Below are 25933 nucleotides of genomic sequence, written 5' to 3'. Positions count from 1 at the left end.
TATAGACTATTTTTTCATAAATTTTTCTAAATCATAATGTTTAAGACCTAATTCATCTAACGGAATGTTAAAAACTTCTGCTTGTTGTTTTATAATATCTAAAATATTATAACACTCCATTTGTACTCCTAAATCAAACTCTGAACATTCTTTTTTTATTGTATCTTCTAATCTTTCTTTTAATATAGTTACTAAATCTTGTAAATATAATTTATACTTTAAATTTTCCATTATTCTTTATTTTTTTTCAATTCTTTTAAAATATTTATCTGTTCTTTAGCCCTTTCAATATCCTTAGGCCATTTATTTTTTATAAGATTTTCTTTTTGTTTAGGATGAAGCTCATCCCAATTTCCTTTTCCATATTCTTTAAGATACTTTTTAGGGTCTTTTATTAAGTTTGAGTGTTCTACTATATTTTTCTCCATAGAAGAAATACTTTTTTCAATTTCTTTTTTAGAAAGTTTTTCCATATTCTTAAGCCATCCCGAATGTTTTCCACCTGATAATGCGATTGTATAAGCATTTACTTTTTTGTAGTATTTTTCATAGATAATTTGAAGTTCTTCTAGTGATATTTTTGCTACTTTTTGAGATTTATCCACTTTTACAAATACATATTCTTTTAAATCTACCATTAAAATATCAGTTATTTCATTATCAATATTTTTTTCTTTAGGAGAAATAGAAAAATCTCGAATACTTTCAATTGAAAACAACTCTGTGTTACTATCATAAGATATTAATACTAGTAGAAATAATAATTTTAATACTCTCATATTTATTCAGGATTTTTATTATTCTATTTTTTGAGTATTATTATATCTAAATTCTATATTAAATATTGATTATCTTTTTATTATATATATCTAATTATTTTTTGATATTTGTTCTGATAATCGCCTAATTAAATAGCCATATAATTTACCATCAATTGGCGGTGGTAATGTATATACTGGTAAGCGAAACTCCCCATATCTTTTTCCACATTTATCTTTTATAACAAAATATGAAGAATAGCCTCTCAGATATTCTGCATCAGGTATATTGGTTATAAATTCCGAATGATACTTTTGTAATTTAAAAGGATTTAGTTGAGACAGTTCTTTGTTTTCTCGCTTTGTTTTTTCTAAAAGGCGAACTTCTGTTATTTTACCTAAACTATCTGTTGTGAGGTAATATTCTTTATATTCCTTTTCGTCTTTAATCAAAACATAATAATTCTTATCTAAAACAGAGTATAAGAGCTTAGGAGATTTTAATGTGTCAAAATATATCAGTACTTTATCTGCCTTAGCTCTACTAAGCATAGCTAATGAGTCGGACATTTTTTTCCAACTACTTTGTGCCCAACAAAATGAAGAACACAAAACCAAAAATAATATAATAACCTTTTTCATCTTATTCAGTAATTGGTAATTTCGTAGGTTCCGTTATATGACCTTGGTCAAATCCTCCGTGGTTACTCCCATCACGCTCTGGCATACCTAATAATCGCCTAATTAAATTATCTGTTCGGATTGCATTTGCATTATTTGCTTTGGAACTAAAATTCTTAGCAGAAGGAATCCCGTGCCCAAAAAGCTCATGTCCTGATGTAACAGCTCTTTCATTTCCTGCTACTCCAGAACCAATGAAAGAATGTGAACCATTTTTTGTTGGTACATTTAGTCCACTTCCAAAACCATCAATAATACTAGCGCTTAATTTTCCCTCTGGAGTAAGCATTATATCTCCAACACCTGCTTGTGTTTTATTCATGTGGTCTTTAAAAGCCATTGCTCCTTCAGAAGATGTAAAGTCCCCACTTAAATATTCTACTTTATGTACCTCTTTTGAGTTAATAGTATTTGTTACCATATCAATATAGGCTTTTTCATCAGTACTAAGGGAAACTCCATCTAAAGCTGCACCTAATGCTTTTGCATCAATGCTTTTAAATGTTGAACCTTTTACATCTATCAATGCTCTAACACCTGCAAATTTTTCATCTGCTAAAACTCTATGAATATCCTCCTTAAAGGTCTGTGCATCTTTTTTAGTTATCCCTACTATCTGTCGCCCATTAGGGTCAATATTACCTATAGGATTATTAGCTACATAGGCATAAGGAGAGATATTAGGATATTTTTCTACTAAAGGATCTACATTTAGCCATAGGGAGGTCTTACTATCCAAATACCTTGCGCCGTAGTAGTATAGTCCTGTTTCGCTGTCTAGTTCTTTGCCATTAAAGAGGTATGGCATAGAGTGTTCACTAGAATGCTCGTCGAATAATATCTCACCGAAAGCTATGTATTCTGTGTGTTGGGAGACTTTTCCATCATTACCAGTAATGTAAGAGCTACTACCGAGGTGGTCTGGGTGGTAGAAGAAGATGTTTTTTTCGCGGATGCCATTAGGGATGAAGCCAAATCCACCTTGTGCAGTTTCAGGTTTTATAGGTTCGCCGAACGGTATGTATTTCTTTATAGTGGTTTCTGTCATAATGGCAGATGTTTTTTTTAGGGAGTTTCTCCTATGTAGCTCCTACATCGCTCCTACCTTCCTCCTACCTCTTGCTTTATAAAACTTCTTGTTTTTGTGACATAATGGCAGGGATATCGTAGGTTCTTAGTATTTTAAAGAGTGCTGGTCTTGGGGAGGGTAAAGGTAGGGAAGTATTTGATAGATATAATAAATATGATATCTGTTGATGGATGAAATTTTTTGTTATTTATTTGAAATTCACATTGGATAAAATATATTTATCATAACATATTTTTTTCTTGAATGGTCTTGTCCTACAATCTCGTTGAAAAAAAATAGTGTCACCCTTTATGTCACCTTGTTTTCTAATATAGTTTCCAGAATTTGAACAGGAAAAATATTCTGTTTTAATTTTATTTCGTTCCATCCTCCAATAACCAATTGCAGGAGCATTATTCCATGTTTTATTGATTATATCCTCGATTTTTAATGTCAGACCATCTTTTGAGTGCACATATATAATTCTTCCATCGGGATAGAAACCATAACCCATAGCATTAGTTTTATCATCAGCTATATAGATTTTATTAAATGCTAATAAGTCCGAGTCTTTAAAAGGGATTTTTGTTAATTTAAAATTAGGGTTTTTAGGACGGCATTGCCCATTAATCATTCTACCTTCATGCACAAAACAAGATGTACAAAATAATATCAAACCTATTGTTAATAATATACTTTTCATTGTCCGATAGTTGCATTTACATTCCCTTGATTATTATAGATGTATGTCCCATCATTTGAAACATTCTTATGAATCAATCTAAAGATAATCATTTTTTCGTTCCGTTCCAGTAAACTTTCCGTCTCGATGGAAAAATTTTTCCATCCCGATAGAAATTTTGCTTCGTAGAGAAGCTTAGCTATTCAAATGACATGTCTGATAATACATATCGCTCTTCTCGAACTTCTTTATAAAAGGGATGATAAAAATTTTGATAAAAAACAATAGTGTCTCCTTTTATTTCTCCTTGTTTTCTTTCATAGAAACCACTATCACCACATAAAAAATATTCTACCTTGATTTTATTGTCTTCTACTCGCCAATAGCCAATATTAGGAGCGTTTTCCCAGCTTTTATTAAAGGTATCGCTTGGCTTTATCGTGAAACCATCTTGAGAGGTAAAGAAGATTAGTCTCCCATCCGAGTAAAACTTAAGAGCAAAAGAAGTAATCGACTTTCCCAAATAAGTCTTATCAAATACAAGCAGATTGGTCTCTTTAAATGGCGTTTTGAGCAGTTTAAAATTCGGATGCTTCGGTCTGCACATTCCGTTTCCCCATGTTCCTTTGTGTATAAAAAAACATGAATTACACAGCGATAATAAACTAAATAATAATACTAACTTTTTCATTTTCCTGATGATATATTTACATTTCCTTGATTGTTATAGATGTATGTTCCATCATTTGAAACATTCTTATGAATCAATCCAAAGATAATCATTTTTTCGTCCCGTCCCAGCAAACTTTCCGTCTCGATGGAAAAATTTTTCCATCCCGATAGAAATTTTGCTTCGTAGAGAAGCTTAGCTATTCAAATGACATGTCTGATAATACATATCGCTCTTCTCGAACTTCTTTATAAAAGGGATGATAAAAATTTTCATAAAAAACAATAGTGTCTCCTTTTATTTCTCCTTGTTTTCTTTCATAGAAACCACTATCACCACATAAAAAATATTCTACCTTGATTTTATTGTCTTCTACTCTCCAATAACCTATATTAGGAGCATTTTCCCATCTTTTATTAAAGGTATCAATTGGTTTTATAGTAAAACCATCTTGAGATGTAAAGAAGATTAGTCTCCCATCCGAGTAAAACTTAAGAGCAAAAGAAGTAATCGACTTTCCCAAATAAGTCTTATCAAATACAAGCAGATTGGTCTCTTTAAATGGCGTTTTGAGCAGTTTAAAATTAGGATGCTTAGGTCTGCACATCCCATCTCCCCATCTTCCTTTGTGTATAAAAAAACATGAATTACACAGCGATAATAAACTAAATAATAATACTAACTTTTTCATTTTCCTGATGATATATTTACATTTCCTTGATTATTATAGATGTATGTCCCATCATTGGACATATTTGATAATGCAGATTATTTTAATTAATAGTATCAACTTTAATATTATATTCATATATATGTTCAGGTATTTCTATAGGATAATTATATTTCTTAGGAGTACCTAAAAATTTTATAGTAATGGTATTATTTTTTAAAGTAAAATCCTTGATATTATGAGCTTCACAAATTGTATCTATTCTATTGTTTTTTTTAATGATAATGTAATCAGGAAAATCTTGATCAAGAGTACCAATTAGATCTATCCACTCTATTTTTGTTTCATTTTGAGTAACTTCCTTTAAAATCTCTTTTTTAGGCTCAAAGCTGGGGAAACAGTTTTGTAATAGTAGCAGTGTTAATAATTTTATTTTTCTCATTTTTTTATTTATAAAATTTTCCAAAATAACCATAATAAATATAACTTCCTGAGTAAGTATGCTCTCCGTAAAAAGGATGTCCAGAATTATAGCCATTTCCATTATTTTGTCTTTGATTATATTCTCCTACTTTTTGCATAACTTGATTATAATACCATTTAGTGCCTAAGAATGCAGGTTTTGTACTTTTCATATTTGCTCCAAAAACCATATTCCCCATAGCTCTAAGAGTGGTAATGATAGGAAGCTTATCTTGTGAAGTTCCGGCTTTTATAGCTGTATAAGGATTAAGTCCTAAACTTTTTTTAAAATCTAATGGAGCACCATTTGCAGACATCTCTCTTAATATTTCTAATTTTCCATAGAATGTAGAAGGAGCTAATCTTTTAACTTCATTGTTATACAGTAATTGCCCCCAGTCTAATAATTCTTGGGCATTGGCATTTCTAATTGAAGCTTCTGTATATTTATTGAGTTTGACTTTTCCTGAAACGGTTAGATCAGTTAGTTTAAATGTAATATTTATGTGTCCATCAAAGCTACCATTACTATCATTCGTTTTCATAAAATCATATGGTGTCATTGTTTTACCAATTTTTTTACTACTATTTATATTATAATTTCCATTTTTATCCACAAGATATATACCATTATCACCATCATTTTTAGCACTTACTACAGTATAAGAACCATCTTTATTTTGCTTAACCCCCGTACTATCAGAACTCTCTCCTTCCATCCCCGTAGGGTCAATAAGCATTACAGGATTATTATTAGCATAGGCATAAGGTTGCATAGTTTTCTCTACTAATGGATCTACATTTACAAATATACTTACTTTTGGATCATAGTACCTTGCACCGTAGTAGTATAGTCCTGTTTCGCTGTCTAACTCTTTGCCATTGAAAAGGTATGGCATGGTCTTGCTCGTGCTGTGTTCCTCAAAGAGCACCTCTCCAAACGCTATATACTCCGTATGCTGGGTTTATATTTTTCTTAAAGATCTGCTTCTCTTTTTATGGATTTGATAATTTACATTCTACTCTCTCCCTTCGGTGTCCCTTCGGTAATCCTTCGGTGAAGGTTCGGTGTCCTCTCGTTTATGGCTTTTTAATTATTTTATGGTTTTATTGTGAATTTTCAATAATTAAAATAACTCATCTGGGACATTACCATATTACCTTAACATACTACAAACGAAAAGTCTAATTCTATTTCTTTCATTTCTTTTATTAAATATATAATATATGAAGGCAGTCTAAAACCTCCATGATCATAAGATGATATAATAGAACAATATATATTTCCTTTTTTAATATTAAATTTTTTACATAATTTAATAATTGTGTAAACATCTTCTTTCCGATTAATATCTATAATAATGTTTCTATACTCTTCATTAATCTCAAAGTCTAAGTCTAAACTCACAATAAAATGTTGTATCTCAATAAACTGGTCGAAATCGATATTTAACATTCTAAAAACACAATTTATCTCATCAATACCATTTTCTCTTTGTATATCCATAGTAAAATTATTTTTCGCTATATTTCTTCGCTATATCTTCTAATTCTCTCCAACTATAATTATCTGCGCCTCCTCTTCCTTCATTCTTTTTTAATTTTTCTATATATTTACCAAATTCTTTTCTATTTATTTTATATTTTCTAGCAACATCATCTATTTGTTTATTAGCTTGTGTGTTAGTCCCCATTTTATCACCTGATTTTGATTTCTTAGAACCAATACCTCCTCCTTTTTGGGAGTTAGCTTCATATAAATCTATTCCTAAATTGCCCAGCTCAACTATTGATTGAGCTAAATCTACAGATCCTGTAAGTGCTACACCCCCTCCATATGCTGCAGTTCCACCACCGACAATAACACCTACACCTGCTGTTTCTGCTCCTGTTGCCAGCGCTACACTACCACCTGTAGAGGCTATTTCTCCACCTTTTAAAATCATTGCTATATCTGCAATTGCTCTACCAGCATAATATGAAATTAAATATTCTTTGGTCATCCCTTTGGGTGGTTCAGTTAAATTAAATAGATCTCCTAGTCCCAGAGAAAATGCAGATGCAACGGCATGAGAAGCTCCTAATCCAGCAGCAGAAGAATGAGTGATTAGTTTTTCTGCTTTTTGTTTGATTGCAAAATAATTTTGCTTCCCATTAGGATCTATGTATATTATAGGATTATTATAAGTATATCCATAGGTATTATGGTTCATTGGATTAAACACCCCATTATTATGCTGTCCGTCTATATAGTGCTCAGTCTCTTGTATAGGATTATAACCACTGAGTGGGTCAGTGTTTAGCCAAAGGCTGGTTTTCATATCCAGATACCTTGCCCCAAAATAGGTTAGGTTGGTTTCTTGGTCTAGTTCTTTGCCGTTGAAAAGGTACGGCATAGAGTGCTCGGTATTGTGTTCATCAAAGAGGATTTCTCCGAAGGCTATGTACTCTGTATGTTGGGAGACTTTTCCGTCTTGTCCAGTGATGTAGGAGGAGCTACCGAGGTGGTCAGGGTGGTAGAAGAAGATATTTTTTTCACGGATGCCATTAGGGATGAAGCCAAAGCCGCCTTGTGCAGTTTCAGGTTTTATAGGTTCGCCGAACTGTATAGGAGGGCCGGGTACATCGCCAGGAGGGTTGAATTTAGGAGGTCGAGGCCATCCTTCTGGTGGTTCTTGGTTTTGTGAGATCTCTTTCCAATCGATGGAAGGGTAGGGCTGCCCAGTATATTCGGGGGTGGCGTAGATGCCGTGCTGGGTAGGCGGACCAGGGGGTACGCCAAGGCTTTGGATGTATTTATCGCGTGCTTGCTGCATAAGGGCGGACTGGCGAATGAAGTTGATACCCCCAGCATTGATTTGTGCAGGTTGGGTAAAGGTGCCCTCACCGAGTTTTGAGACAATTCTGCTGGTTCCCTCAAAATAATGTTTGGTAAACCGCCCTTTATTCACCACAAAGTAAGGGCTGATGTATGCGGTGTAGTTATCGGTATGATTGATGATAGCTGAGGTTTGCCCATTGATAACGACTTTGCTGGACTCACCGCTGCTTTTGAGTGCCCGCTCTCCTTTGTGGTCGTAGGTGTAGAAGTGCAGTCGCCCATTATCATTAATCCCGAGTAGTCTGTTTTCCTCATCCCAAGTCATAGATCGGAAGGACTTAAACTCGTCGTAGTAAGTAGGGTTACCATTTCCATCGTAGGAGTAGGAGCGAGGTTTTGGCTTGCCGAGTTCTTGGATAGAAGACGGTGCATTCGGGTGGTTTTTATCGTTATAGAGATAGCTGAGCGTATATCCTTTTGGTGTGCCATTGAGATTATGGTTTAGCGCCTTTTGTGTAATGCCACCGAGCTTGTTATAAGTCATTTGTAGGCTGTAGTCTGCCTGCTGGATTTCTCCTGAGAAAGAACCTTTTGCATTGATAAGCCTGTTGAGCTCGTCGTACTGATAGGAATATGAGCTGGCACCACCGAGCAGGTTGTGAAGAGCAGGAGCTTGATTATCAACTTTGAGGATATTGCCCACAAGGTCGTAGGAGTAAGTATTGTTTTGGAAGAGTATAGGGTTTTGCCCCTTTTGTATGCTTATAGACTTGAGAGCGGATAGCCTGCGCATTATAGGGTCATAGGTATAATGGGTTTCGGTATTATTACCAAAGAGACGATATACTTTTTGCTCAAACTCGTCATACCCCTGCTGTTTAATGTAGATGTATTCTTTGTCGGTATCTTGTGGCTGGCTACTTCCTGCTGGTGGATTTGTGCCTGCGGATTTATTCCCTGGGTCTTTAAACCCAATGAGAGACTGGAGGTTCCCCGCGCGGTTATAGTGGTAGTGGAGTACCTCGCCATCAGGATATACCATTTTCTGAATACGATTCCAGGAGTCGTATTCGTATTGAGTGATGTAGGTCTGAATATCGGTAGGCGTAATTCTTATGGTTCGGATTTCTTTGGTGATTTCTCCGAGGCTTCCATAGAAATATTCCACACCTCCGGAGGCATCTTCTACGAGCCAGAGCCTACCTCTTCGGCTTGGAGATTCGGAGGCTTTTCCGTAGTGGTATCGCACATTGTTTTCTGGGTGCTTAGGGTATTTTATTTCTTTAAGTCTGTTAAAATCATAGTGATAGGTAATGGCTGCATCTGGCATTTGCTCCCGTATTTGGGAAGTTTGTCTTTTGATGAGGTTTCCAGCAGGGTCGTATTGTAGAGTGGTAGTCCCTGCATCTGGATGGATGAGTTTGGTTCTCCTACCGAGCAGGTCATAGAAACTTTCGGTAATATTTCCGTGGGCATCGGTTACAGAGCGTAGTTCTCCGATAGCAGAGTATTTATAGAGGGTTTCGATACCCGTAGGTTGAACTTGTTTCAGGGTTCTTCCCTGTACATCGGTAAAGGAAGCAGAAGACCTGCCGAGAGCATCGGTAATAGTGGTTTTAAGCACTTTTTCATTTGCCCCTAAATGTTCTATGGTAGCGATTTGATATTGGGTTTTGATGGAAGACTGGTCAGGGAGAATTTGCTCTATAACGCGGTCTTTTTCATCATAGATATTTTTTGTTGGAGGCTGGGGAGAGGTTACACTTTCAAAGTTTTCGGATATAGGTGCAGTAGTAGGGTAGTAGGATTCTGTAACCCTTCCAAGAGCATCATAGATTTGCTTTCCAGAGATGATGTGCTTGATGTCATCAGGAGTGTCTTTAGCTTTAAATATAGAAGCAGTTTTCTTTACTTGAATTACTCTACCTAATCCATCAGAATAGGTATAAGTTTCTATATTGGCATTATGCTGAGAGTCGTAGTTTAAGGTTTTAGCATAAGGTACTTTTTCGAGAGGATAATACTCATAGGCTACAGTGTAAGGTTTCCCAGCTTTAGCTTCCTTAGGTGCGAGAATAGAAGCGGTACGCCCTTTATCATCAAGTGTATAGAGGATGCTCTCGCCATTTCTGTCGGTAGTTTTAACAGGAGTATTAAAACGATAATCATACTCTATAGAGGAGGTATAACCGAAGTGGTCAGTAATTTTAGTAATATGGCTATGGGTAGGCTCATCATACTCATAAGATAGGGTAGATTGCTCGCCTTTATAGTTTTGAGCTCCAATGATTTTTGAGAGGTTTCCATAACTGTCATACGAGAGTTCGGTAGAAGAAGTGGTACTTGCATCTGAGAACTGTGTGATACGGGTAACTTCTGCAGTTTGAGGGTTGATTTCTGCGGTTCGTTTTCTTACAGTGCCGTAGATGTCTTTTACTTCTAAAGACTTAGGGATACCGCCAAAGTAAGGAGAAGCACTTTCGTGGTACTCAATTTCTGCGGTGATTTTGGAGGTATTGGTGCCATTACCATTATCGGTATAGGAGATGATGTTCCCGTGGCTGTCGTATGATTTTTCAATGCTTGTTTCGAGGAAATCTGGACCTTCATAGACTTTAGAATATTCTTTTACAGGGGCTATAAAGAGCGATGGAGTATTAGCCATCAGCCAGGCTGAAGAATCAAGATTCGCAGCAGAGAGCGGATTTGAAGTCTCTACTTTGCCTGTGGAGGTATTCACCGGGAGGATGATGTACTCATTGTGAGCCTCGGATATGAGTTTATTGTTTTTATCAAAAGTAGATGTTTTTTTGAGTAGCCCTTTGCGGTAGAAGTCTTTATTGAAATACTCCTGTAATGAAGACCTTAGGACTTTGGATGTTTTAGGGTCTAAGACTTCTTGTTTTACGGTTTCATATCCATAGAAAGCTCTTTCCCAACGGTCGTAGTAAGGGTTTTGATAAGTATATTGAGTAATAGAGTAGTCTTCTCCATCTCCAGTATGCCCATCGAATGAAGATACTTTTGCAAGTTTCCAATGAGAGTTTGGGTTTTGATAGGTAGGGGGCGTCCAAGAGTAATCGATTTCAAAAGTACTTCCTGTAGCATTGGAAATGGACTTGAGGAAGTTGGTACGCCCGATATTGGATAGCGCCACACGCAGGTCATCTTCATTTTCAGAGATGATATAGTCTAAATGCCCATCTCCATTGATGTCCATAAAAGTAGCTTCGGAGCGGTTGGTATTTGTACCGTATGACCCTCCTGATGTAATGCTGAATCTAATAAACCACAGACTAAAAGGAATAGAGAAATCAGCACTACCACCATAACTTACAGATACGCTTTCAGTTGATTTTTCTATAGGGATGGTAATGGGGTTTTCACTCCATTTATTTCCAAGATTCGGATAGATGAGGATTGTGCTTTCCTTGTAGATAACCTTATCTACAAGCCCATCTCCTGTAAGGTCTAAGAGCTGGTTTTGCATTTGGTTATTAGATCGGGTATAGTTGAGCCCACCTTTAAAGGAACCGGCATAGGCGGAGTATCCTAATCCAGCAGAAAAATTAGATGTATATCCAGCATTAATTTTTTGAAGATTAATTTCTTTATTTTGAGAGAAGGAATACCCTAAGTTATAGCTCACATTATTTTGAGAGATACGGTCTGTAAGTCCATCGCCATTAATATCGGTGTGGGTGTATTCCGAATGGTCATTCCCTCCAGATAGCCCTCCGGATATAGAGACTGAGTTTTTTGTCTTATTGGCGTCTTGGTTACCTGAAGATTTATAATTTACAGTGATGAGAGAGGATTTGGGCTCTCCATGCTGGAAACCGCCATTAAAAGATTTACCAGTAGTAGTGGTCTTAGATGAAGCAAAGTTGCCAATATTGGTTGTTTTCGAGGAGAGATTTCCTTTTGGAGCGGTAAACTGTACATTATTTCCGCGGATAAAATCGGGAAATCTATCGCCATTGAGGTCAGCCATTGTTTGGGTAACGAAAGCATCGCCTAATGAATGAGATGCGTTTAAATTATCACTTGAGAAAGAATGACTTTTGCTTTCATTAATCATTGCGAGAGCAAGCCCCATTCCTCCTTGGATATTGGGGAGGGAGAAGTCAAGGTACTGTTCAAGGTCATTTTCTCCTAATCTGGATGGTGACATTAGCTCTGGTGCTACAAAGATGTCATCTTCAAGTCCAAAGTGTTTTTTTAGAGGATAGTTAGCCGTAGTTCTTATAAAGTAGGCTTTGGAGGTTTCCATTCCAGAGTTAGAACTTATATCAGGATTATTTTCGTCTATATTAGGTTTTCCATCATCTGTATCGTCATAGTTTCCTTTGTGGTCGGTGAGCCTTGTTCTATCGATAATCTCATTAGCCAAGGTACCATTGAGTATGAAAGAGCCCCAGTTTCGGAATTCTTTTCCAAAGAGAGTTTGGGTGTATGGTTCTTCAAAAGGCTCATAGATAGCATATTTTTTGTGTTTTTGCTCTGTAGTAATGATTTCATATTTCTCATTTGGATAACGAGGGTCGTTACTCGGGATTTTAATAGAGTCTTTAATTTGGAGATTAATAGCTATTTCATTGTTTTTAAGTATTCTGGCAATGCCTTTATCTTTGTTTTTGTTCCAAATACTTACTTCTAAAAACAAATCTTTATTTGCTACGATAGAGTCTCTGATAATTTCCTGCGGAGGTGTAATATTGGAAATGCTACCGTTATTAATAGAATATTTACGGCGAGACATTACCTTCCCGTTTTGCTTAGCGGAGAGGAGTACTTCTCCCTCAAGGCTAGAGAGTAGCGCTGTATCAGGAATATCTAAGGAAAGCCTAAGTTTTCCTTTTTGCTGAGGCGTTACAAGAACAGGGAAATAGTGCTCATCAACTTTATTAAATATACCGAAGTTAACATTAAGTTTTACTGATGTGTTTTGATTTTGATTAGATGAAGAGGAAAAAGAGATTTCTGGAGTGAAATCAATGTCTTGCCAATTGATTTCAGTAGGGCTGTCAACTCTGATTTCTATAGACTCTCCAGCCTCGAAAGAGCCTATATTAAGGGAGCTTATATCCAGAGAGCCTTCATCATCTGAAAATGTTTTTTCAAAGAGTGTAGTTTTTTGTTCAAAGGTAATATCGTATTTATTAATCCTTAGAATGACTTTATCAGTAGTTCTTTTTTTCTTGAATATTCCTTTGAGCTTAGGCTGAGAAGCTTCTGTAAATGTATAAACTTTAACGGCCGAAGAAAGGCTGTCGCTAACGGATGAGTAGTTTTTTAAGTCAAGACCATTATAGTCTTTTTGGTCGTTGATTAGTGAGTAGGATATTTGCTGCGTCCAAGAAGTCAGGTCATAATTGCCATCATATTTTGATGACAATCTGAAAAATAGAGTTTCTCCTTTTTCTATTTGGAGAGAATCTTTTCTGGTTTTTAGGGTGTAGTCATCTGCTGAGATATCTTCTTTCCAAAGAAGGGAGTCTTTGTGCTGTACAAATAATCTTACTCCATCAGCTTTTGGGGAGCCATCATTTTTCTTATATTTTTGTCTTTCTTGAGAATGGTTTTCTAAGAGTTTATATTGATGTTTAATTTTAATAAATCCAGAATGGGGAGCCGTCCAAGTTCTTACAACATCGTGTAGAGGATTGATAAGTTTCAAGCTGTCTTTATCTATCGAAGTGTGCCCACCAGATGATAGAGGAGCACTGCTTGCATTAATAGGGAAAGGAGTTCTAGTACTGCTGTTTTCAAAGTGAGGAACACCATTGATGAGTCTATTATAATAAACGATGCCATTATTCGCGAAATCTACGAGACCATCTCCATTAAAATCCATAAAGTAGCTTTCAGTTCTGCTTCTGGATATTTGCCTGTCATACCCTACATTTACCGCTATTTTTCCGTTAAGTTGAAGGCTGGCTCCGAAATTATAGGTGTTAGACTTGGTTTTCCCCAAGTGAGGGAGATTTATTTGTATGCTTTCGGTAGAGAATCCATTTTTCCCAGATGCGGATAAATTTTTATGATAATAGACTTTATCATCTTTTATAAAGATTTTATCTGGCAGATTGTCTCCATCTATGTCTTGGAGTATTACTTTGGCATCAGTCTTTCCCCAGGCACTTCCTCCGTGTCCTCCTATGGTATTTTCATTAAATTTTCCAATACCTGGTATTCCTATTCCCAGTCTAAAGTTTACACCCCCACTTTCAGATCTTGATGTTCCTGCCAAGGTAGGCTTGCCCGAAAAGCCATCAATACCCAAGAAAGTATACTTAAGGTCATCCTTTGGTGTTTCCCATTTTTGGATATCTGAGAAGAGACCTTTTTCTTTTACATCATCGTAGTAGTCGAGTTTATGGGAGTAAAAGAGGTTATTTTTAGCATCGAGAGATTTAATTTCTGTGAGGAGTGTTTTATGGAATTGCCCTTCTTTGTATACAAATTCATAAGCTCTGATGAGCTGATCTTGATATTTAATTTCAATTCTTTTCAGGAGTTTATTAAATTCCTGCTTAAATCCAAGTCTTCCAGAGATTTGTACATCTTCTCTTCCTCCTTCGGTAATAAAATGAATGGAGTATGCACCTTTATCACCAGCTTTTCCTGTGTAGTAGATGGTTTTAGGGTAGAGGGCACCGTTTTCCTCAATATATTCATAGGAGATGGTATTTCCTTTAAGATCTTCCTGTTTGGCTATAGCCCAGTAGCCGATATTTCCAGAGGCATCTTTGAGTTGTGCCCCATTTCCACCATAGGTAGTTGTAGCTCCAGATTTTGAGTTAATCAGCCAAAGATAGTTTTGGGGAGAGTTTCCTTTTCGTATGATTTTATTAAATCCTCCTTCGTGCCTTGGGAAAAATTGTTTGTCGGAGGTTCTGTCTTCCCAGTCCTGTCTATGAGCATTAGGTAGGAGTTCTTCACCAGAGAGGGTATAAGATTCAGTTTCTTTTTGAGTATCATATCTCGGCACTCCCCACCGTGTATCTATATTAATGGAAGGTAAAGAAAGATTCCAGCCTGTACCGAGCCAGGAATGTCCATTTTCGTGCCCATAAGAGAGGGTGAGTGAGGGTTGCATTCCTGCTCTCCCTTTAGGAAGGAGTATATTAAATGAGGTGCTTGCACTTCCTTCTGAGTTTGCTGTAGGTGGAGCAATAGTTTCTATACCCACGAAAGGTTCAGAGGCTTTTAGTCCGCTAATGCTTGTTGGTGTGAAGCCTGAGGTATCGGGAGACTCAGGTTGTTTAATAATCCCAGCAATAAAGTCAGAGAAACCATTAGTTTTTGCACTTACTCTGTCTGAACCTGCTTCTATTTTATCCCTTTGAAGTTTTTTCCAGTTTTTAGTTTCTTTATCAAAGATGAAAATATCAATATCTTTTTCGGTATATCCATCGGGGATTTTGGTTTTATCATAAGAGATAGCGACTTGAATCTCTTTTTGGAGTTTGATATTTTGAGGAAGAATCCGATAGCCAGCAGCCTCTTTTGTTAGATTAACAATATTAGGAGGGAGATGCAGATTACTTTCCATTAGGTTGATAATAGAAAGTCTAAGGTCTCTCTTGATAGCATATTCGGGTATGTTGATGGATAGTCCTTTGTAGTTAATAGTATTAGCAGACTTTCTAAATATTTTTTGCTGAAAATGAGTAGCAGATGGGTGCTCAATATCATTAATATCTCCAGTGTATTTTTGTTTATTATTTGGAGTTTTCTCGCCTTTGATAAGGGAGAGGAGAGTAGGGTTTTTATCAATATTGGAAAGCACAGACTTTGCCCAAGGGGTTGCGACCAGCCCGCTGGTAAAGAGGAGAAGAATGATAATATATAGAAAGGCGTTTTTTTTCATCTTTTAGTTTATGATTAGTTTTTTACTGATTTCTTGGTAAGTGGTTTTTAGTTTTATAATATATACTCCTGCGGTAGGCAGATAGCCAGAATATTGGTATTGAGACTCATTATAGAAGTCTTTGCTATAGACTATTTGCCCAGACATCGTATAGATACTTACAGAGCCACTGGTTCTTTTGGGGAACTGAGCAAGCAGAGTAAAATGCCCATCTGTACTTGGGTTAGGGTAGAGTAATATTGGGCTATCAGTAGTATCAGAATGTGTATAAGCAGTAAAATAATTTACTGAATGGCATCCGAATTCATTGGTTAATCTGAGTTCATAATCCCCCGCCTGAGAGAGTAGAAACTCTGGATTCTGAGAGATGAGATTCCCGTTATGATACCATTCATAGAAGTAATTTCCTTTTGGGAGGTCTTTCTGCGGGCTTAGGAGCAGTGGTTTTTTTATGAGATATTCTGTATTTAGTTGAGGGTTAGGAGCATCTTCATCGGTGAGATAGACCTCGTTTGAGTAGCTGTTCTTTTCAGCATCAGTAATGGTATACTGGTACTTTCCTGATGCGAGGAGAGTTTCTTTTTCTCCTTTATTTTTCAGTTCAGTCCATTGTTTTTGGAATGAAGGTTTTTCAGTATTGATAAGATGAATATGATAAGGTGCTTTACCTCCTATAAGGTTGAATTTCATTTTTCCCAAGTCTGAGGATATGCATTTTGAAGGCTCTAAGGAGAGGTGAGCAAACATTTTAGGAGCTTGCCAAATGCTAAATATTAATGGCTTGTTACTTTTCAGATTCCAATCTTCAAAAGATACAGGCTGGCTTGATGGGGTAGCGCTGGCATCTCCTAACTTGATATACCGTGTTTCCTCAGCGGAGAAATCCCCAGTTCCAGAATCATCAATAGCGAGCCAATAGAATTGAGAGTTTTCTTTTTGTTTATTTTTTTGATGAATGATTTTATGCGTGTCAAAGATAGAGAATACCTCAGGAGAAGCAGAGCTATGAGTAGATGAAGAATTTATAGGAGCATATTGGAGTTTCCATTGTCTGGAAACACCATTAGGCTGTCCTTCTTTTTGTTTTTTTATTTCTAGGCTTTGACCGTTATCACTCCAAAAAATAAAAGTTTGGTCTTGTAGATTCTCAGTTTTTTTTAAACCTAAGGAAAGGATTCCTTCATCGTTTGAGTTTTGACTTTTGATTTGGAGGAGGCTTCCTTCGCTATCTTTTCCAATAGCTGTGATATTCTGATTAAAGGCTTTGTTTTCCTCAAAATCCCAAATTTTTTGTCCTTTACTGTTATAATAATTTTTAAATTCTGTTTGTTCTAAGGATATACCGTATTTTATTGCAAGATAAGAGGCTATTCGCTGCATTTCCAGAGGGGAGAGCACCCTGTCATAGATAAGAATTTCTGCAAAGTTTCCACTAAAAAGATGAGGGGGAAGCTCAGCTGTTTTCCCACCAATATTAAAGGTATAAGAATCTTTTGGGGTGGGATTTTCACCTTGAGATTTTTGTTTTTCTATGGCTCTTTTGGAAAGAGATTTAGAATGCTGATAATAATGGATTTTAACTTTCTGATTTCTGAAATATTCAGAAAAAGAGCGATACTGATGCTCGGCAAGATTCGCTAAACGATGGGTTGTAGCGCTAATGATAGGGGAGGAAGACTGAGCATCAGATAGCGTCCAAAGGTTTTCTTCTACTGGATTTGATGAGTGTTGATGCTGAGTATTGTCTTTATAAACGATAAATAGCGAGTAGTTTTCTGCTTGGGAAAGACTTAGATTTTCATTGAGCCCATTATTACTTTTATCGTTAGATAATGAAAGCTTAAAGGAAGGATTCTCATTAATCAAATGAGCAGGCGAAAGTAAATGCTCTAAGTTTTTGTTTTTTCTAACCTCCATAATCTGAGTTTGATTATACTTGGTTTCTGCTTTAATCCAGAGATAGGGCTCGGATACTCCTGCGGGATAAATTTCTTGTGCCATAGCAATTCCACTATGCCATAAGAAGAAGAGAAATATAGATTTGTGAAATTGTTTTGGCTTTTTCATAAGTTTCAGTAGTATTAGAAGTTATTATGCCCATCAAAGGAGAATCTGTACCCTATTTGCAAAGAGAAGGCACTGACTTTATTATTGGTATTCTTAAATCGATGACCATTTTCCTGAGTTTCCAATGCATCGCTAAGCCCTAGATGATATCTAAAGCCAATATTAAGTCCATTATAAAATTCATAACCTATCGCAAATGCAGAATGGAAGTAGTCCTTACCTTCAAAAGATTCTTTGAGTGTTTTTTGAACTACAGCATCGGGTTCAAAATAAACTCCCGATTGTCTTGACAGCTCTTCAGCATTTGAAGTATAGGTTAGCGCATCTTTATCTAAGCTAAATGTGAAGAAAGGCCCTGCACCGATGTAAAATCCATCCGTAAAATAGTATTTAAGCAAGAAGCCTAAATTGAGATTATGAAATGGGAACTTTATATTGTAGTTGAGCCCATTTTTATCATTGTATTTAAAGTCTGTCGACTGTCTGCTGTAGTAGAGCTCGGGTTGTACACTGATTTTTTCAGTAGGGTATTTCCAGTTAAGGAATACACCTCCTGCAGCACCAAATTTTGCATTTTCTGAGGTAGAATAGTTCTGATAAACTCCTTGAGGAATAATCATAGGTTCCAAATTATTCATTTGAGAATAAATAGCTCCAGCCGAGACTCCGTAGGTGATTTCTCTTACCAACTGAGCATTGATGAGGCAGGTACTCAAAATAGAGGTGAATAAAAAATATTTACGCATAAGTATTACCAGTTATGAAAGCTATATCCTAAGGATAGTGCGAGGAAAGAATTACGATTGGTATTTTCTGTAAATTGAAAGGAAGTACTTCGTGTTCCTATCGCATCGCCTATTCCTAAATAATATCTTAAATCAAAATGAAAATCATTTTCAAGTTCATATCCAACATTAAAGCTCAAATTAAAGTCATCTTTTCCTATAATTCCATCTCGGTAGAACTGTCGGTAGTTGGTATCGTGTCGTCCATCAAATTCATTAGAAGAATATTCTATATTATGAGGAGTTAAGTTTTTAGCATAATGCACTCCTATACCAAAGTTTAGTCCTTCATAGGGGTATATTTTGTAAATGCTTCCTAAAATGAGGTAGGAGTATTTAAAATCAATATCATATTCCTGACCCGACTGGCTATTATGGTAATGGAGTTTCTCTCCGCCTTTTCGGTAGATTAGTTCGGGCTGTATTGCTGTTCTGGTATTGGAAAATTTATAATTGACAAAAAATCCGCCCTCTACGCTATACACTCCTTTTGTTTTCATTTGGAAGTTTGTAAGATTATGCTCTCTCCCGATGAGCATTTCTGGGATATTGGTGGTTTTAGAGTGTAGAGCCGCTACTTTCAGTCCATACGACAAGTTATCATTATATTGAGAAAAGCAGAGTGCAGATGATATAAAAGCTATGAAAGAGTAGAATTTTATCATTGAAAATAATTATTTTGGAGCTAAAACCTTATCATTGTCCGCAAAACTATTTATTTTAAAGTAATAAATTTATAAATAATGATAAATATCATATAAACACGAGGATAGCTATAGCCTCTTTCTCAATAAATCACAGATAAACCCATAAAAAAAATCTTTGCAAAAATGTATTGCAAAGATTTTTATTATTGGTAGACTCACAGGGATTTTATTTATATTATAATAAACCACCATAAAGTATCATTTTGCTCAAAATCAATGAATTATATCAAATTGTAATTGTGATAAATTATCATAAAATACCATAGACTAACCCTAAAAAAGTCCCTGTTTTTTTAATCAGGGACTCTCTCTATTTTTGAGACTTTTTATTTTTAAGTTCCCAATTCTAATTGATTTTTTATTAGATTATAATATTCTCCTTTCTTGGAAACTAACTCTTTATGATTACCTTGTTCTACTATTTGTCCTTTTTTTAGTACAATAATTTGGTCTGCATTTTTAACTGTTGATAATCTATGAGCTACTATAATTACTGTTCTACCTTTAAAAAATGATTGTAGATTATCGTGTATAATTTTTTCATTTTCAGCATCTAAAGCACTTGTTGCTTCATCAAAGAAAATATAATGGGGATTTTTATATACTGCACGAGCAATTAAAATTCGTTGTTTTTGACCTCCTGATAATCCATTGCCTGAAGCCCCTATTTTAGTTTTTAAACCAAGAGGCATTTCTTCTATAAAATTTCTAATATTTGCTATTTCAACAGCTTTATTAAGTTTATGATAATCTATTCCCTCATCTCCTGTAGCAATATTTCTTTCAATGGTATCTGAAAAAATAAAACCATCTTGCATTACCACTCCACTAATCTTTCTTAAACTTAGTGGTGATATGTTTTTTAAATCTTCATCACCATAATAAATATTTCCTATAATTGGCTCATAAAATTTCAAAAGAAGTTTTACCAATGAAGTTTTACTACTCCCACTTGATCCAACAATCGCTGTTATTTTTCCTTTTGGAATATGTAAATTTATATTTTTTAAAATATATGGTGACTTTGGTCCTTCATATTGAAAAGAAACATTTTCTATTTTTATATCTTCATTTTCCTTTAAAGGTATCATTTCTTTTTGTTCTTCTTCTTGATTGGTTTGAATCTCATTAAGCCTCATCAAACTGAGCTTGGCATCTTGCAAAGATCTAAAAAAATGAACTATTTGATTAACAGGTTGGTTTAACTGTCCTAAAATATATGATACAGATAGCAACATACCTAGTGTCATTTGATTTTTGACCACAAGTAAAGCTCCCAAAAAGGTTACCAGAATATTTTTCAATTGATTTATAAATTCAAATCCTGAAATCTGAATTTGCTCAACTTTCAAAATACGAATATTTATATCAAATAACTTATGCTGTATTTTTTCCCATTCTTTTCTTTTAAACTCTTCATATTGGTTAAGTTTCATTTCAGAAATACCATTGATTATTTCATAAATAATATCCTGGTTCTCAGTTTGTTTTTGAAACCTAAAATATTCTAAATATTTTCTTTTCTTCAACCAATATAGAGCCCAAAAAATAGAAAATACTGTTAAAAATGAGTATATTACTAATATTGTTAAATTATAGTATCCCAATACTCCAAATAAAACAGAAAATACAATAATTGAAAATATAGTTGATAAACCATCCGAAATAATAAACTTCTCTATTTTTTCATGATCCTGTATTCGCTGAGTAAAATCACCTAGCAGTTTAGTATCAAAAAAACGAATAGGTAGACTTAATAATTTTTTTAAAAAATCTGCAATAATATTGATGTTTATTTTAGCTCCAACAAAAAGTAATATTTTGTTTCTAATAACATTAAATAAGATACTTCCTGTAAAAAAAACTATTTGAGCAAGTAGTATATATATTATTAAAGATAAGTTTTTCTTGCCAACTCCTTCATCTATTAACTTTTGTGTTAATACAGGAAATACTAAGGTTGTTAAAGTTCCCAATAATAATAAGATAGTAACCCACAACATTTGGTTTTTATAAGGCATTACATATTTTAGAATATGCCTTATATTCATTTTTTCTTCTCTTTGTGATATCTGTTGAAAAAAAAACTCTGTTGGGTCTAAAAACAATGCTATACCTCCATCCTTTTGACAATACCAAGAGTACATAAAATTCTTTTCAGATAAAATGATTTTTCCATGTGCTGGATCAGCAATAGTATATCGATATTTTCCTGTGAAGAAACTTTTAGATATTTTATACAGTACTACAAAATGATTGGCATTCCAATATAGAATAGCTGGTAGAATGTCTTTATTTTCTTTAAGCTCTTCAATATTAAGTTTAACACTTACCCCCTCTATACCTAAAAAAGAAAGACCTTCTTTTATTCCTAATAAACTTGCTCCATTCTTACTAATATATGTTTTTTCTCTTAATATGGAATCTGTGAAATTTTTACCATAATAGTTAGTTATCATTTTTATACAAGCTATTCCACAATCTTTCTCATTTAGTTGAGGAAAAAAAACAAACTTCCTTTTCATTATTTCCCTGTTCTATTTAGCAAGTCATCTATGCTGGTGTCTCTTATGTCATTATCAAATTTCTTCCCTGTTTGGAATTGGTAGGAGAATTTTATAGAAATTCCGCGAGAATTATTTTTAGTGTAATTATAAGTATAAATTCCGTTGATATCCGAATATCCTTTCGTTCTGTTGGAATTGAAAACATCGGAAATATTCAGCGTTAAATTCGCTTTATTTTCAAACAATGGAATTCTCAGATTCAGGTCTGTATAAAAATTGGAATAATTATAATTAAACTTCTGTCTGCTGGGTGTAGAGTAATTCACAGAAACATCTAATTTCACTTTTTTGAACAAATCAAAACTATGAATGCTCTCCAAAGTCGCATAATAAGAGTGGGTTGAAAGATTATACTGCCCAGCTTTGAAACTGCTGTGAGAAAGGTTTATTTTATTGGTCGTATTCCAGAAATCAGCAATTTTTACAGGAATATTAATATTAAAAAGAAAGGTATTCTGATATCCTGCATTTTCAAGTTTTGAAAATAAAACTCCGTTGTTCAAGAGATTAGAAACATTGATAATATTATTTTCTGAATAAAGATAACGAAACACAAAAGAATATTTTTTCATCAAAACATATCCTGCCTGTGAGATAAAATAATCCATTGGTTTCAAGTGTTGATTTCCAGAACTCCACACATCGGTCTGCTCCACCATAATGGTAGGGTCATAGCTGAAAAAAGAAGGTCTGGTAAATCGTTTGGAAGCGTGAAGATAAAAAGTGTGGTTTTTATCGTGAGTGTATGTAACTGTTGCCGAAGGTAGAAATTTATTATAATTCACCTTGCCGTCTAATCCTTTATTCGTTTGAAAATCAGCAGCAGTATATTCATTTCTTAATCCCAAATTATACTTTAATTTTCCTTTGGACAAAGAATAATTGAGATAAGCAGAATATATATTTTCATTGAAATAAAAATTCTGTGAACGGCTGTCTATAAAAGTATCAAAACTATAATAATCAGCCGTATTTCTATTGTCACTATTGGAAAATTTTACTCCAAATGAGAGTTTGTTCTGCTCGTTGATTTTTTTAGTGTAATCTGCTGAAGCTGTAAAGATTTTATAATCTAATCTGCCGTTTTGAGTATAATTTTCTGAATTTAAAAATATACCATTTGTATAAAAATCATTATAACTCCTGAACGGATTATAAAACTTCTCCAAAGCATAGTCGGCATTGATAGTCAGCTCATCATCTTTATCTGATGAAAAGTCATACTGCAAGGAAAAAGTATGCGTTTTATCCTTGGTTTCAGAAAAATTATTAATAAAAGAAGTTCCCGAACTAGATAAAGTCTGAGTTTTGTAGTGATAAACATAGTTTTTATCCAAATCCATATCGGCTGTATAGTTGTAAAGGAAACTCAACTTATGCTTATCATTAAAATCATAATCCAAATTAAAGGTTGCATTATTCCCAAAACGCTTGGTTTTGCCTCCATATTCGCCCTCTCTGGTCAGCTGGTCAGTCCATTTTTGAAGGGAATTTCCTTTCGCTTCAGAATATTTTATAAAATAATCTCCAGATGCATAAACTCTGAGCTTCCCAAAGGTTGCCATATAGTTTGCATTGCTGTTATGCCCAAATTTATCGTTATAATAAACACCTGTTCCCAGCCCAAGAACCTGCCCTTCCACTTTTTTAGTAGTAATGATAATCTGCGCTGTATAACGACTGTCCATAGAAGCATCTGGAGTATCGTTTATCTCTATACTCTTTATGGTTTTGGCGTCGAGAGAAGACAGAAAAGTATCAAACTGGTCAGGGTTTATTTTGACTTCTTTTTTGTTAAGAATGATTTGTATTTTATCACTTCCCAAAATTTTCAGTCCGTTGGAATAACTGACATTTGGAGAAAATTTTATAATCTCAGAAACATTTTCTTTCTGCTCCAGCATTGTCCCTGAAACATTCAGTTGGTATCCTTTTAAAGTCTGTGCTACAGGCTGTTTCTTTATTATAGAAACTTCTTTTATCTCTGTAACTTTCACAGAATCTTTTTTCTCCTGTGCTAAAAACACAGCAGGAAATACCCCTAACAAAAAAACTACTCTTTTCATACTCTTATCTCTTTATTCAAAATATGTTATAAACTTTGGTGCTGGTGCTTTTGGACATTCTGGAGCAGGAAAATCCCAATTATTTTTATCATATACAGAGATGACATCACTATAACATATACCTGCACCCATTCTACATTTTTCAAAATTATAGCAAGTTTTACAAAAGCTATCATCAGAAAACATTTCCCTACTCAAATTATTAAAGTTTACTGCTTTGTCAGAGTTCCATATTTCTTCCAATGTATTGTGTATTACATTTCCCATTATAAATTGGGGATGCCAATATAGTTCTTCACACCCTGTAACTTTTCCATCAGGTAAAATACATATTTGTCTTATCCCTGCAGTACATAAAGACCTCTGCTCAAATCGTTCTTTTTTAACTTTTGGGTCTGCATAAAAATCTTCCTTTCTAGTATATCCTGCTAATTCTAATTTAAAATTAAAATTATTTCTATTTTTTATATAATACTCTTCTATTTTATTTATATCATTCAATAAAGTCTTAAAATTAGCAAATTCTTCTTCTGTTTTATAAACAGATGTTTCTCCTATGTTTATAGTTACTATCTCTATATTACCAAACTGATTCAACTTATTTAACATAAAATCTATTCCTTCTATTGTAGAATTATACTTAGTAATAACTGTATTAATTGCTACATTTAATCCCGCTTCCTCTATCTGTTTTAAAGTCTTTAAAATTTTCTCTGAATAAGAAGTTATCTTAAATTTATCTACTTTCTCTACCTCTTCATCTATAAGGCTATCTATAGAAATTTGAATATCCTTGATACCAATCTCTATCAGCCTGTTTATTATCTTTTCCCCTATCGGTATTTTAGTTGATAAATATGGGTAATATCCATTATGGATTAAATTTTCCACCAAAACATCCCAATATTTATATAGAAAAATCTCTGTTCCAGCAATATCAAAAGTTGTAACTCCCAACTTTTTAGACTCTTCTATTAACTCAACAATTCTTTCTATTGGAATTTTACAAGTATCTTTTACCCTTCTATCGACATAACAATAGATACAATCAGAAGCACACTCTGTATTCACTAATATCCTAATTTCACTAGGGCTTGTTTTTAATCGTTGTGTTTTAAAATCATAGTCTTCAGTGTCTAAATAAAAATCATAAGGATTATAATTAGGTCTTTTTTTCTCCTTATAATCATCTATTTTTACTAACATTTTCTTAGGAAATCCAAAAAAATTATTTTCATATTCAAATGTTATCTCATCCTCATTTTCTATAAACACATCCGTAATCTTCTTTATTGTTTCTATATTTTCTGAGAAATCATTCGCTATCTTCTCTATGGTTTTTTCATAACTTAATTCACCATTAAAATATGATAATATAACTGCGTATATAGGATGTATAAAAGATATTATGCCATCTTCTGCTTTTTCTTCTGGTATTTTAAATCCTGGGGAATTCATCAACAATACTCTGTCTATATCCTTTTTTAAGGTATAATATGGGTTAAATATATATATCATTATTGATCTTTATTATAAAGGCTGTTTTTTATAAAAAAACAGCCAAATTTGTTAAACTATTGTATCAACAACTATTATTGGTCCTCCTCCACTCTTTTTACCTTGCGAGCAAGCTTTCTTACAAGATTGACTACAAGATTTACAATTACCTCCTAAGAGAGTTCTCATCTCTTTATCTGTGAGAACTTTCATTTTATCTAAATTTTTAAATTTCATAATACAAACTTTTTTAAAATTACTATTACAAAACTATATATTACATTGTATATAACCTATACTATAAATTTCTAAAATATACTATAAACTTCTATTCTAATAAATCATTAGGAAGCACAATATTTTGCTGTTCAAGATATCTAATTAAATACCTGATAATCACTAAATTAACAAAATTAACCCTACATTATTTTTTACAGGTAGTGTGGGATACCCTACATTATTTTTTACAGGTCATCGGTTAACCTTACACTATTTTTTACAGGTGGTGTTGGATACCTTGTATTATTTTTTACAGGTTATGGGTTAGACCTTGCA

Annotated in this window: 18 protein-coding genes; all 18 read right to left on the bottom strand. The window is 34.2% G+C overall.

What is annotated here, in order from left to right; genetic code table 11:
* Positions 1 to 6: 6 nt before the first annotated feature.
* The 18 genes from D8991_RS07725 to D8991_RS08965 all read right to left on the bottom strand — a co-directional run bounded on the left by D8991_RS07725 (position 7) and on the right by D8991_RS08965 (position 25615).
* Positions 7 to 231 carry a hypothetical protein gene (locus D8991_RS07725; protein WP_120489553.1) on the bottom strand — a complete coding sequence of 75 codons (225 nt, stop codon included), beginning with the start codon at positions 229 to 231 and terminating at the stop codon, positions 7 to 9.
* On the bottom strand, positions 231 to 779 hold the full coding sequence (locus D8991_RS07720) for a hypothetical protein (RefSeq protein WP_162926754.1): 549 nt from the start codon (positions 777 to 779) through the stop codon (positions 231 to 233). Before D8991_RS07720 ends, D8991_RS07725 begins: the two co-directional genes overlap by 1 nt.
* A 90-nt stretch (positions 780 to 869) precedes the next feature.
* Positions 870 to 1400: a hypothetical protein gene (locus D8991_RS07715; RefSeq protein WP_162926753.1), complete on the bottom strand. Its 531-nt coding sequence runs from the start codon at positions 1398 to 1400 to the stop codon at positions 870 to 872.
* 1 nt (position 1401) lies between these two features.
* On the bottom strand, positions 1402 to 2487 hold the full coding sequence (locus D8991_RS07710) for an RHS repeat domain-containing protein (RefSeq protein WP_120489550.1): 1086 nt from the start codon (positions 2485 to 2487) through the stop codon (positions 1402 to 1404).
* Between the two features lie 229 nt (positions 2488 to 2716).
* On the bottom strand, positions 2717 to 3211 hold the full coding sequence (locus tag D8991_RS07705) for a hypothetical protein (RefSeq protein ID WP_162926752.1): 495 nt from the start codon (positions 3209 to 3211) through the stop codon (positions 2717 to 2719).
* Between the two features lie 178 nt (positions 3212 to 3389).
* Positions 3390 to 3881 carry a hypothetical protein gene (locus D8991_RS07700; protein WP_162926751.1) on the bottom strand — a complete coding sequence of 164 codons (492 nt, stop codon included), beginning with the start codon at positions 3879 to 3881 and terminating at the stop codon, positions 3390 to 3392.
* A gap of 178 nt (positions 3882 to 4059) precedes the next feature.
* Complete coding sequence (locus tag D8991_RS07695; RefSeq protein WP_162926750.1) at positions 4060 to 4551, bottom strand: hypothetical protein; 492 nt, start codon at positions 4549 to 4551, stop codon at positions 4060 to 4062.
* 82 nt (positions 4552 to 4633) lie between these two features.
* Complete coding sequence (locus D8991_RS07690) at positions 4634 to 4972, bottom strand: hypothetical protein (RefSeq protein ID WP_162926749.1); 339 nt, start codon at positions 4970 to 4972, stop codon at positions 4634 to 4636.
* Positions 4973 to 4976: 4 nt separating this feature from the next.
* Positions 4977 to 5939: an RHS repeat-associated core domain-containing protein gene (locus tag D8991_RS09060; protein WP_262512170.1), complete on the bottom strand. Its 963-nt coding sequence runs from the start codon at positions 5937 to 5939 to the stop codon at positions 4977 to 4979.
* 215 nt (positions 5940 to 6154) lie between these two features.
* Entirely contained in the window at positions 6155 to 6499 is a 345-nt protein-coding gene (locus D8991_RS07680) for a hypothetical protein (protein WP_120489545.1), read from the bottom strand.
* Positions 6500 to 6506: 7 nt separating this feature from the next.
* The gene (locus D8991_RS07675) at positions 6507 to 15689 is read right to left on the bottom strand and encodes a SpvB/TcaC N-terminal domain-containing protein (protein WP_120489544.1); all 9183 of its coding nucleotides are present in this window, start codon (positions 15687 to 15689) and stop codon (positions 6507 to 6509) included.
* A 3-nt stretch (positions 15690 to 15692) separates the two neighbouring features.
* A complete protein-coding gene (locus D8991_RS07670) occupies positions 15693 to 17690 on the bottom strand; it encodes a T9SS type A sorting domain-containing protein (protein WP_162926748.1) in 1998 nt (665 codons plus the stop codon).
* An 80-nt stretch (positions 17691 to 17770) separates the two neighbouring features.
* Positions 17771 to 18472, bottom strand: a complete 702-nt coding sequence (locus D8991_RS07665; RefSeq protein WP_245957206.1) for a porin family protein — start codon at positions 18470 to 18472, stop codon at positions 17771 to 17773.
* Positions 18473 to 18507: 35 nt separating this feature from the next.
* Positions 18508 to 19206: an outer membrane beta-barrel protein gene (locus D8991_RS07660; protein ID WP_120489541.1), complete on the bottom strand. Its 699-nt coding sequence runs from the start codon at positions 19204 to 19206 to the stop codon at positions 18508 to 18510.
* A gap of 374 nt (positions 19207 to 19580) precedes the next feature.
* The gene (locus tag D8991_RS07655; protein WP_120489540.1) at positions 19581 to 21773 is read right to left on the bottom strand and encodes a peptidase domain-containing ABC transporter; all 2193 of its coding nucleotides are present in this window, start codon (positions 21771 to 21773) and stop codon (positions 19581 to 19583) included.
* A complete protein-coding gene (locus D8991_RS07650; protein WP_120489539.1) occupies positions 21773 to 23881 on the bottom strand; it encodes an outer membrane beta-barrel family protein in 2109 nt (702 codons plus the stop codon). Before D8991_RS07650 ends, D8991_RS07655 begins: the two co-directional genes overlap by 1 nt.
* Before the next feature lie 12 nt (positions 23882 to 23893).
* The gene (locus tag D8991_RS07645; RefSeq protein WP_120489538.1) at positions 23894 to 25399 is read right to left on the bottom strand and encodes a radical SAM/SPASM domain-containing protein; all 1506 of its coding nucleotides are present in this window, start codon (positions 25397 to 25399) and stop codon (positions 23894 to 23896) included.
* Between the two features lie 51 nt (positions 25400 to 25450).
* Positions 25451 to 25615 carry a TIGR04149 family rSAM-modified RiPP gene (locus D8991_RS08965; RefSeq protein WP_120489537.1) on the bottom strand — a complete coding sequence of 55 codons (165 nt, stop codon included), beginning with the start codon at positions 25613 to 25615 and terminating at the stop codon, positions 25451 to 25453.
* Positions 25616 to 25933 lie beyond the last annotated feature (318 nt).

The sequence above is a fragment of the Bergeyella cardium genome (assembly GCF_003614945.1).
GTDB classification, from domain to species: domain Bacteria; phylum Bacteroidota; class Bacteroidia; order Flavobacteriales; family Weeksellaceae; genus Bergeyella_A; species Bergeyella_A cardium.
This window is presented reverse-complemented; position numbering and strand designations above follow the sequence as displayed.

Excerpts from the sequence above, each read along its gene's own strand:
- D8991_RS07725 (WP_120489553.1), bottom strand. The coding sequence starts at position 231 with ATGGAAAATTTAAAGTATAAATTATATTTACAAGATTTAGTAACTATA.
- D8991_RS07720 (WP_162926754.1), bottom strand. The coding sequence starts at position 779 with ATGAGAGTATTAAAATTATTATTTCTACTAGTATTAATATCTTATGAT.
- D8991_RS07715 (WP_162926753.1), bottom strand. The coding sequence starts at position 1,400 with ATGAAAAAGGTTATTATATTATTTTTGGTTTTGTGTTCTTCATTTTGT.
- D8991_RS07710 (WP_120489550.1), bottom strand. The coding sequence starts at position 2,487 with ATGACAGAAACCACTATAAAGAAATACATACCGTTCGGCGAACCTATA.
- D8991_RS07705 (WP_162926752.1), bottom strand. The coding sequence starts at position 3,211 with ATGAAAAGTATATTATTAACAATAGGTTTGATATTATTTTGTACATCT.
- D8991_RS07700 (WP_162926751.1), bottom strand. The coding sequence starts at position 3,881 with ATGAAAAAGTTAGTATTATTATTTAGTTTATTATCGCTGTGTAATTCA.
- D8991_RS07695 (WP_162926750.1), bottom strand. The coding sequence starts at position 4,551 with ATGAAAAAGTTAGTATTATTATTTAGTTTATTATCGCTGTGTAATTCA.
- D8991_RS07690 (WP_162926749.1), bottom strand. The coding sequence starts at position 4,972 with ATGAGAAAAATAAAATTATTAACACTGCTACTATTACAAAACTGTTTC.
- D8991_RS07680 (WP_120489545.1), bottom strand. The coding sequence starts at position 6,499 with ATGGATATACAAAGAGAAAATGGTATTGATGAGATAAATTGTGTTTTT.
- D8991_RS07675 (WP_120489544.1), bottom strand. The coding sequence starts at position 15,689 with ATGAAAAAAAACGCCTTTCTATATATTATCATTCTTCTCCTCTTTACC.
- D8991_RS07670 (WP_162926748.1), bottom strand. The coding sequence starts at position 17,690 with ATGGCACAAGAAATTTATCCCGCAGGAGTATCCGAGCCCTATCTCTGG.
- D8991_RS07660 (WP_120489541.1), bottom strand. The coding sequence starts at position 19,206 with ATGATAAAATTCTACTCTTTCATAGCTTTTATATCATCTGCACTCTGC.
- D8991_RS07655 (WP_120489540.1), bottom strand. The coding sequence starts at position 21,773 with ATGAAAAGGAAGTTTGTTTTTTTTCCTCAACTAAATGAGAAAGATTGT.
- D8991_RS07650 (WP_120489539.1), bottom strand. The coding sequence starts at position 23,881 with ATGAAAAGAGTAGTTTTTTTGTTAGGGGTATTTCCTGCTGTGTTTTTA.
- D8991_RS07645 (WP_120489538.1), bottom strand. The coding sequence starts at position 25,399 with ATGATATATATATTTAACCCATATTATACCTTAAAAAAGGATATAGAC.
- D8991_RS08965 (WP_120489537.1), bottom strand. The coding sequence starts at position 25,615 with ATGAAATTTAAAAATTTAGATAAAATGAAAGTTCTCACAGATAAAGAG.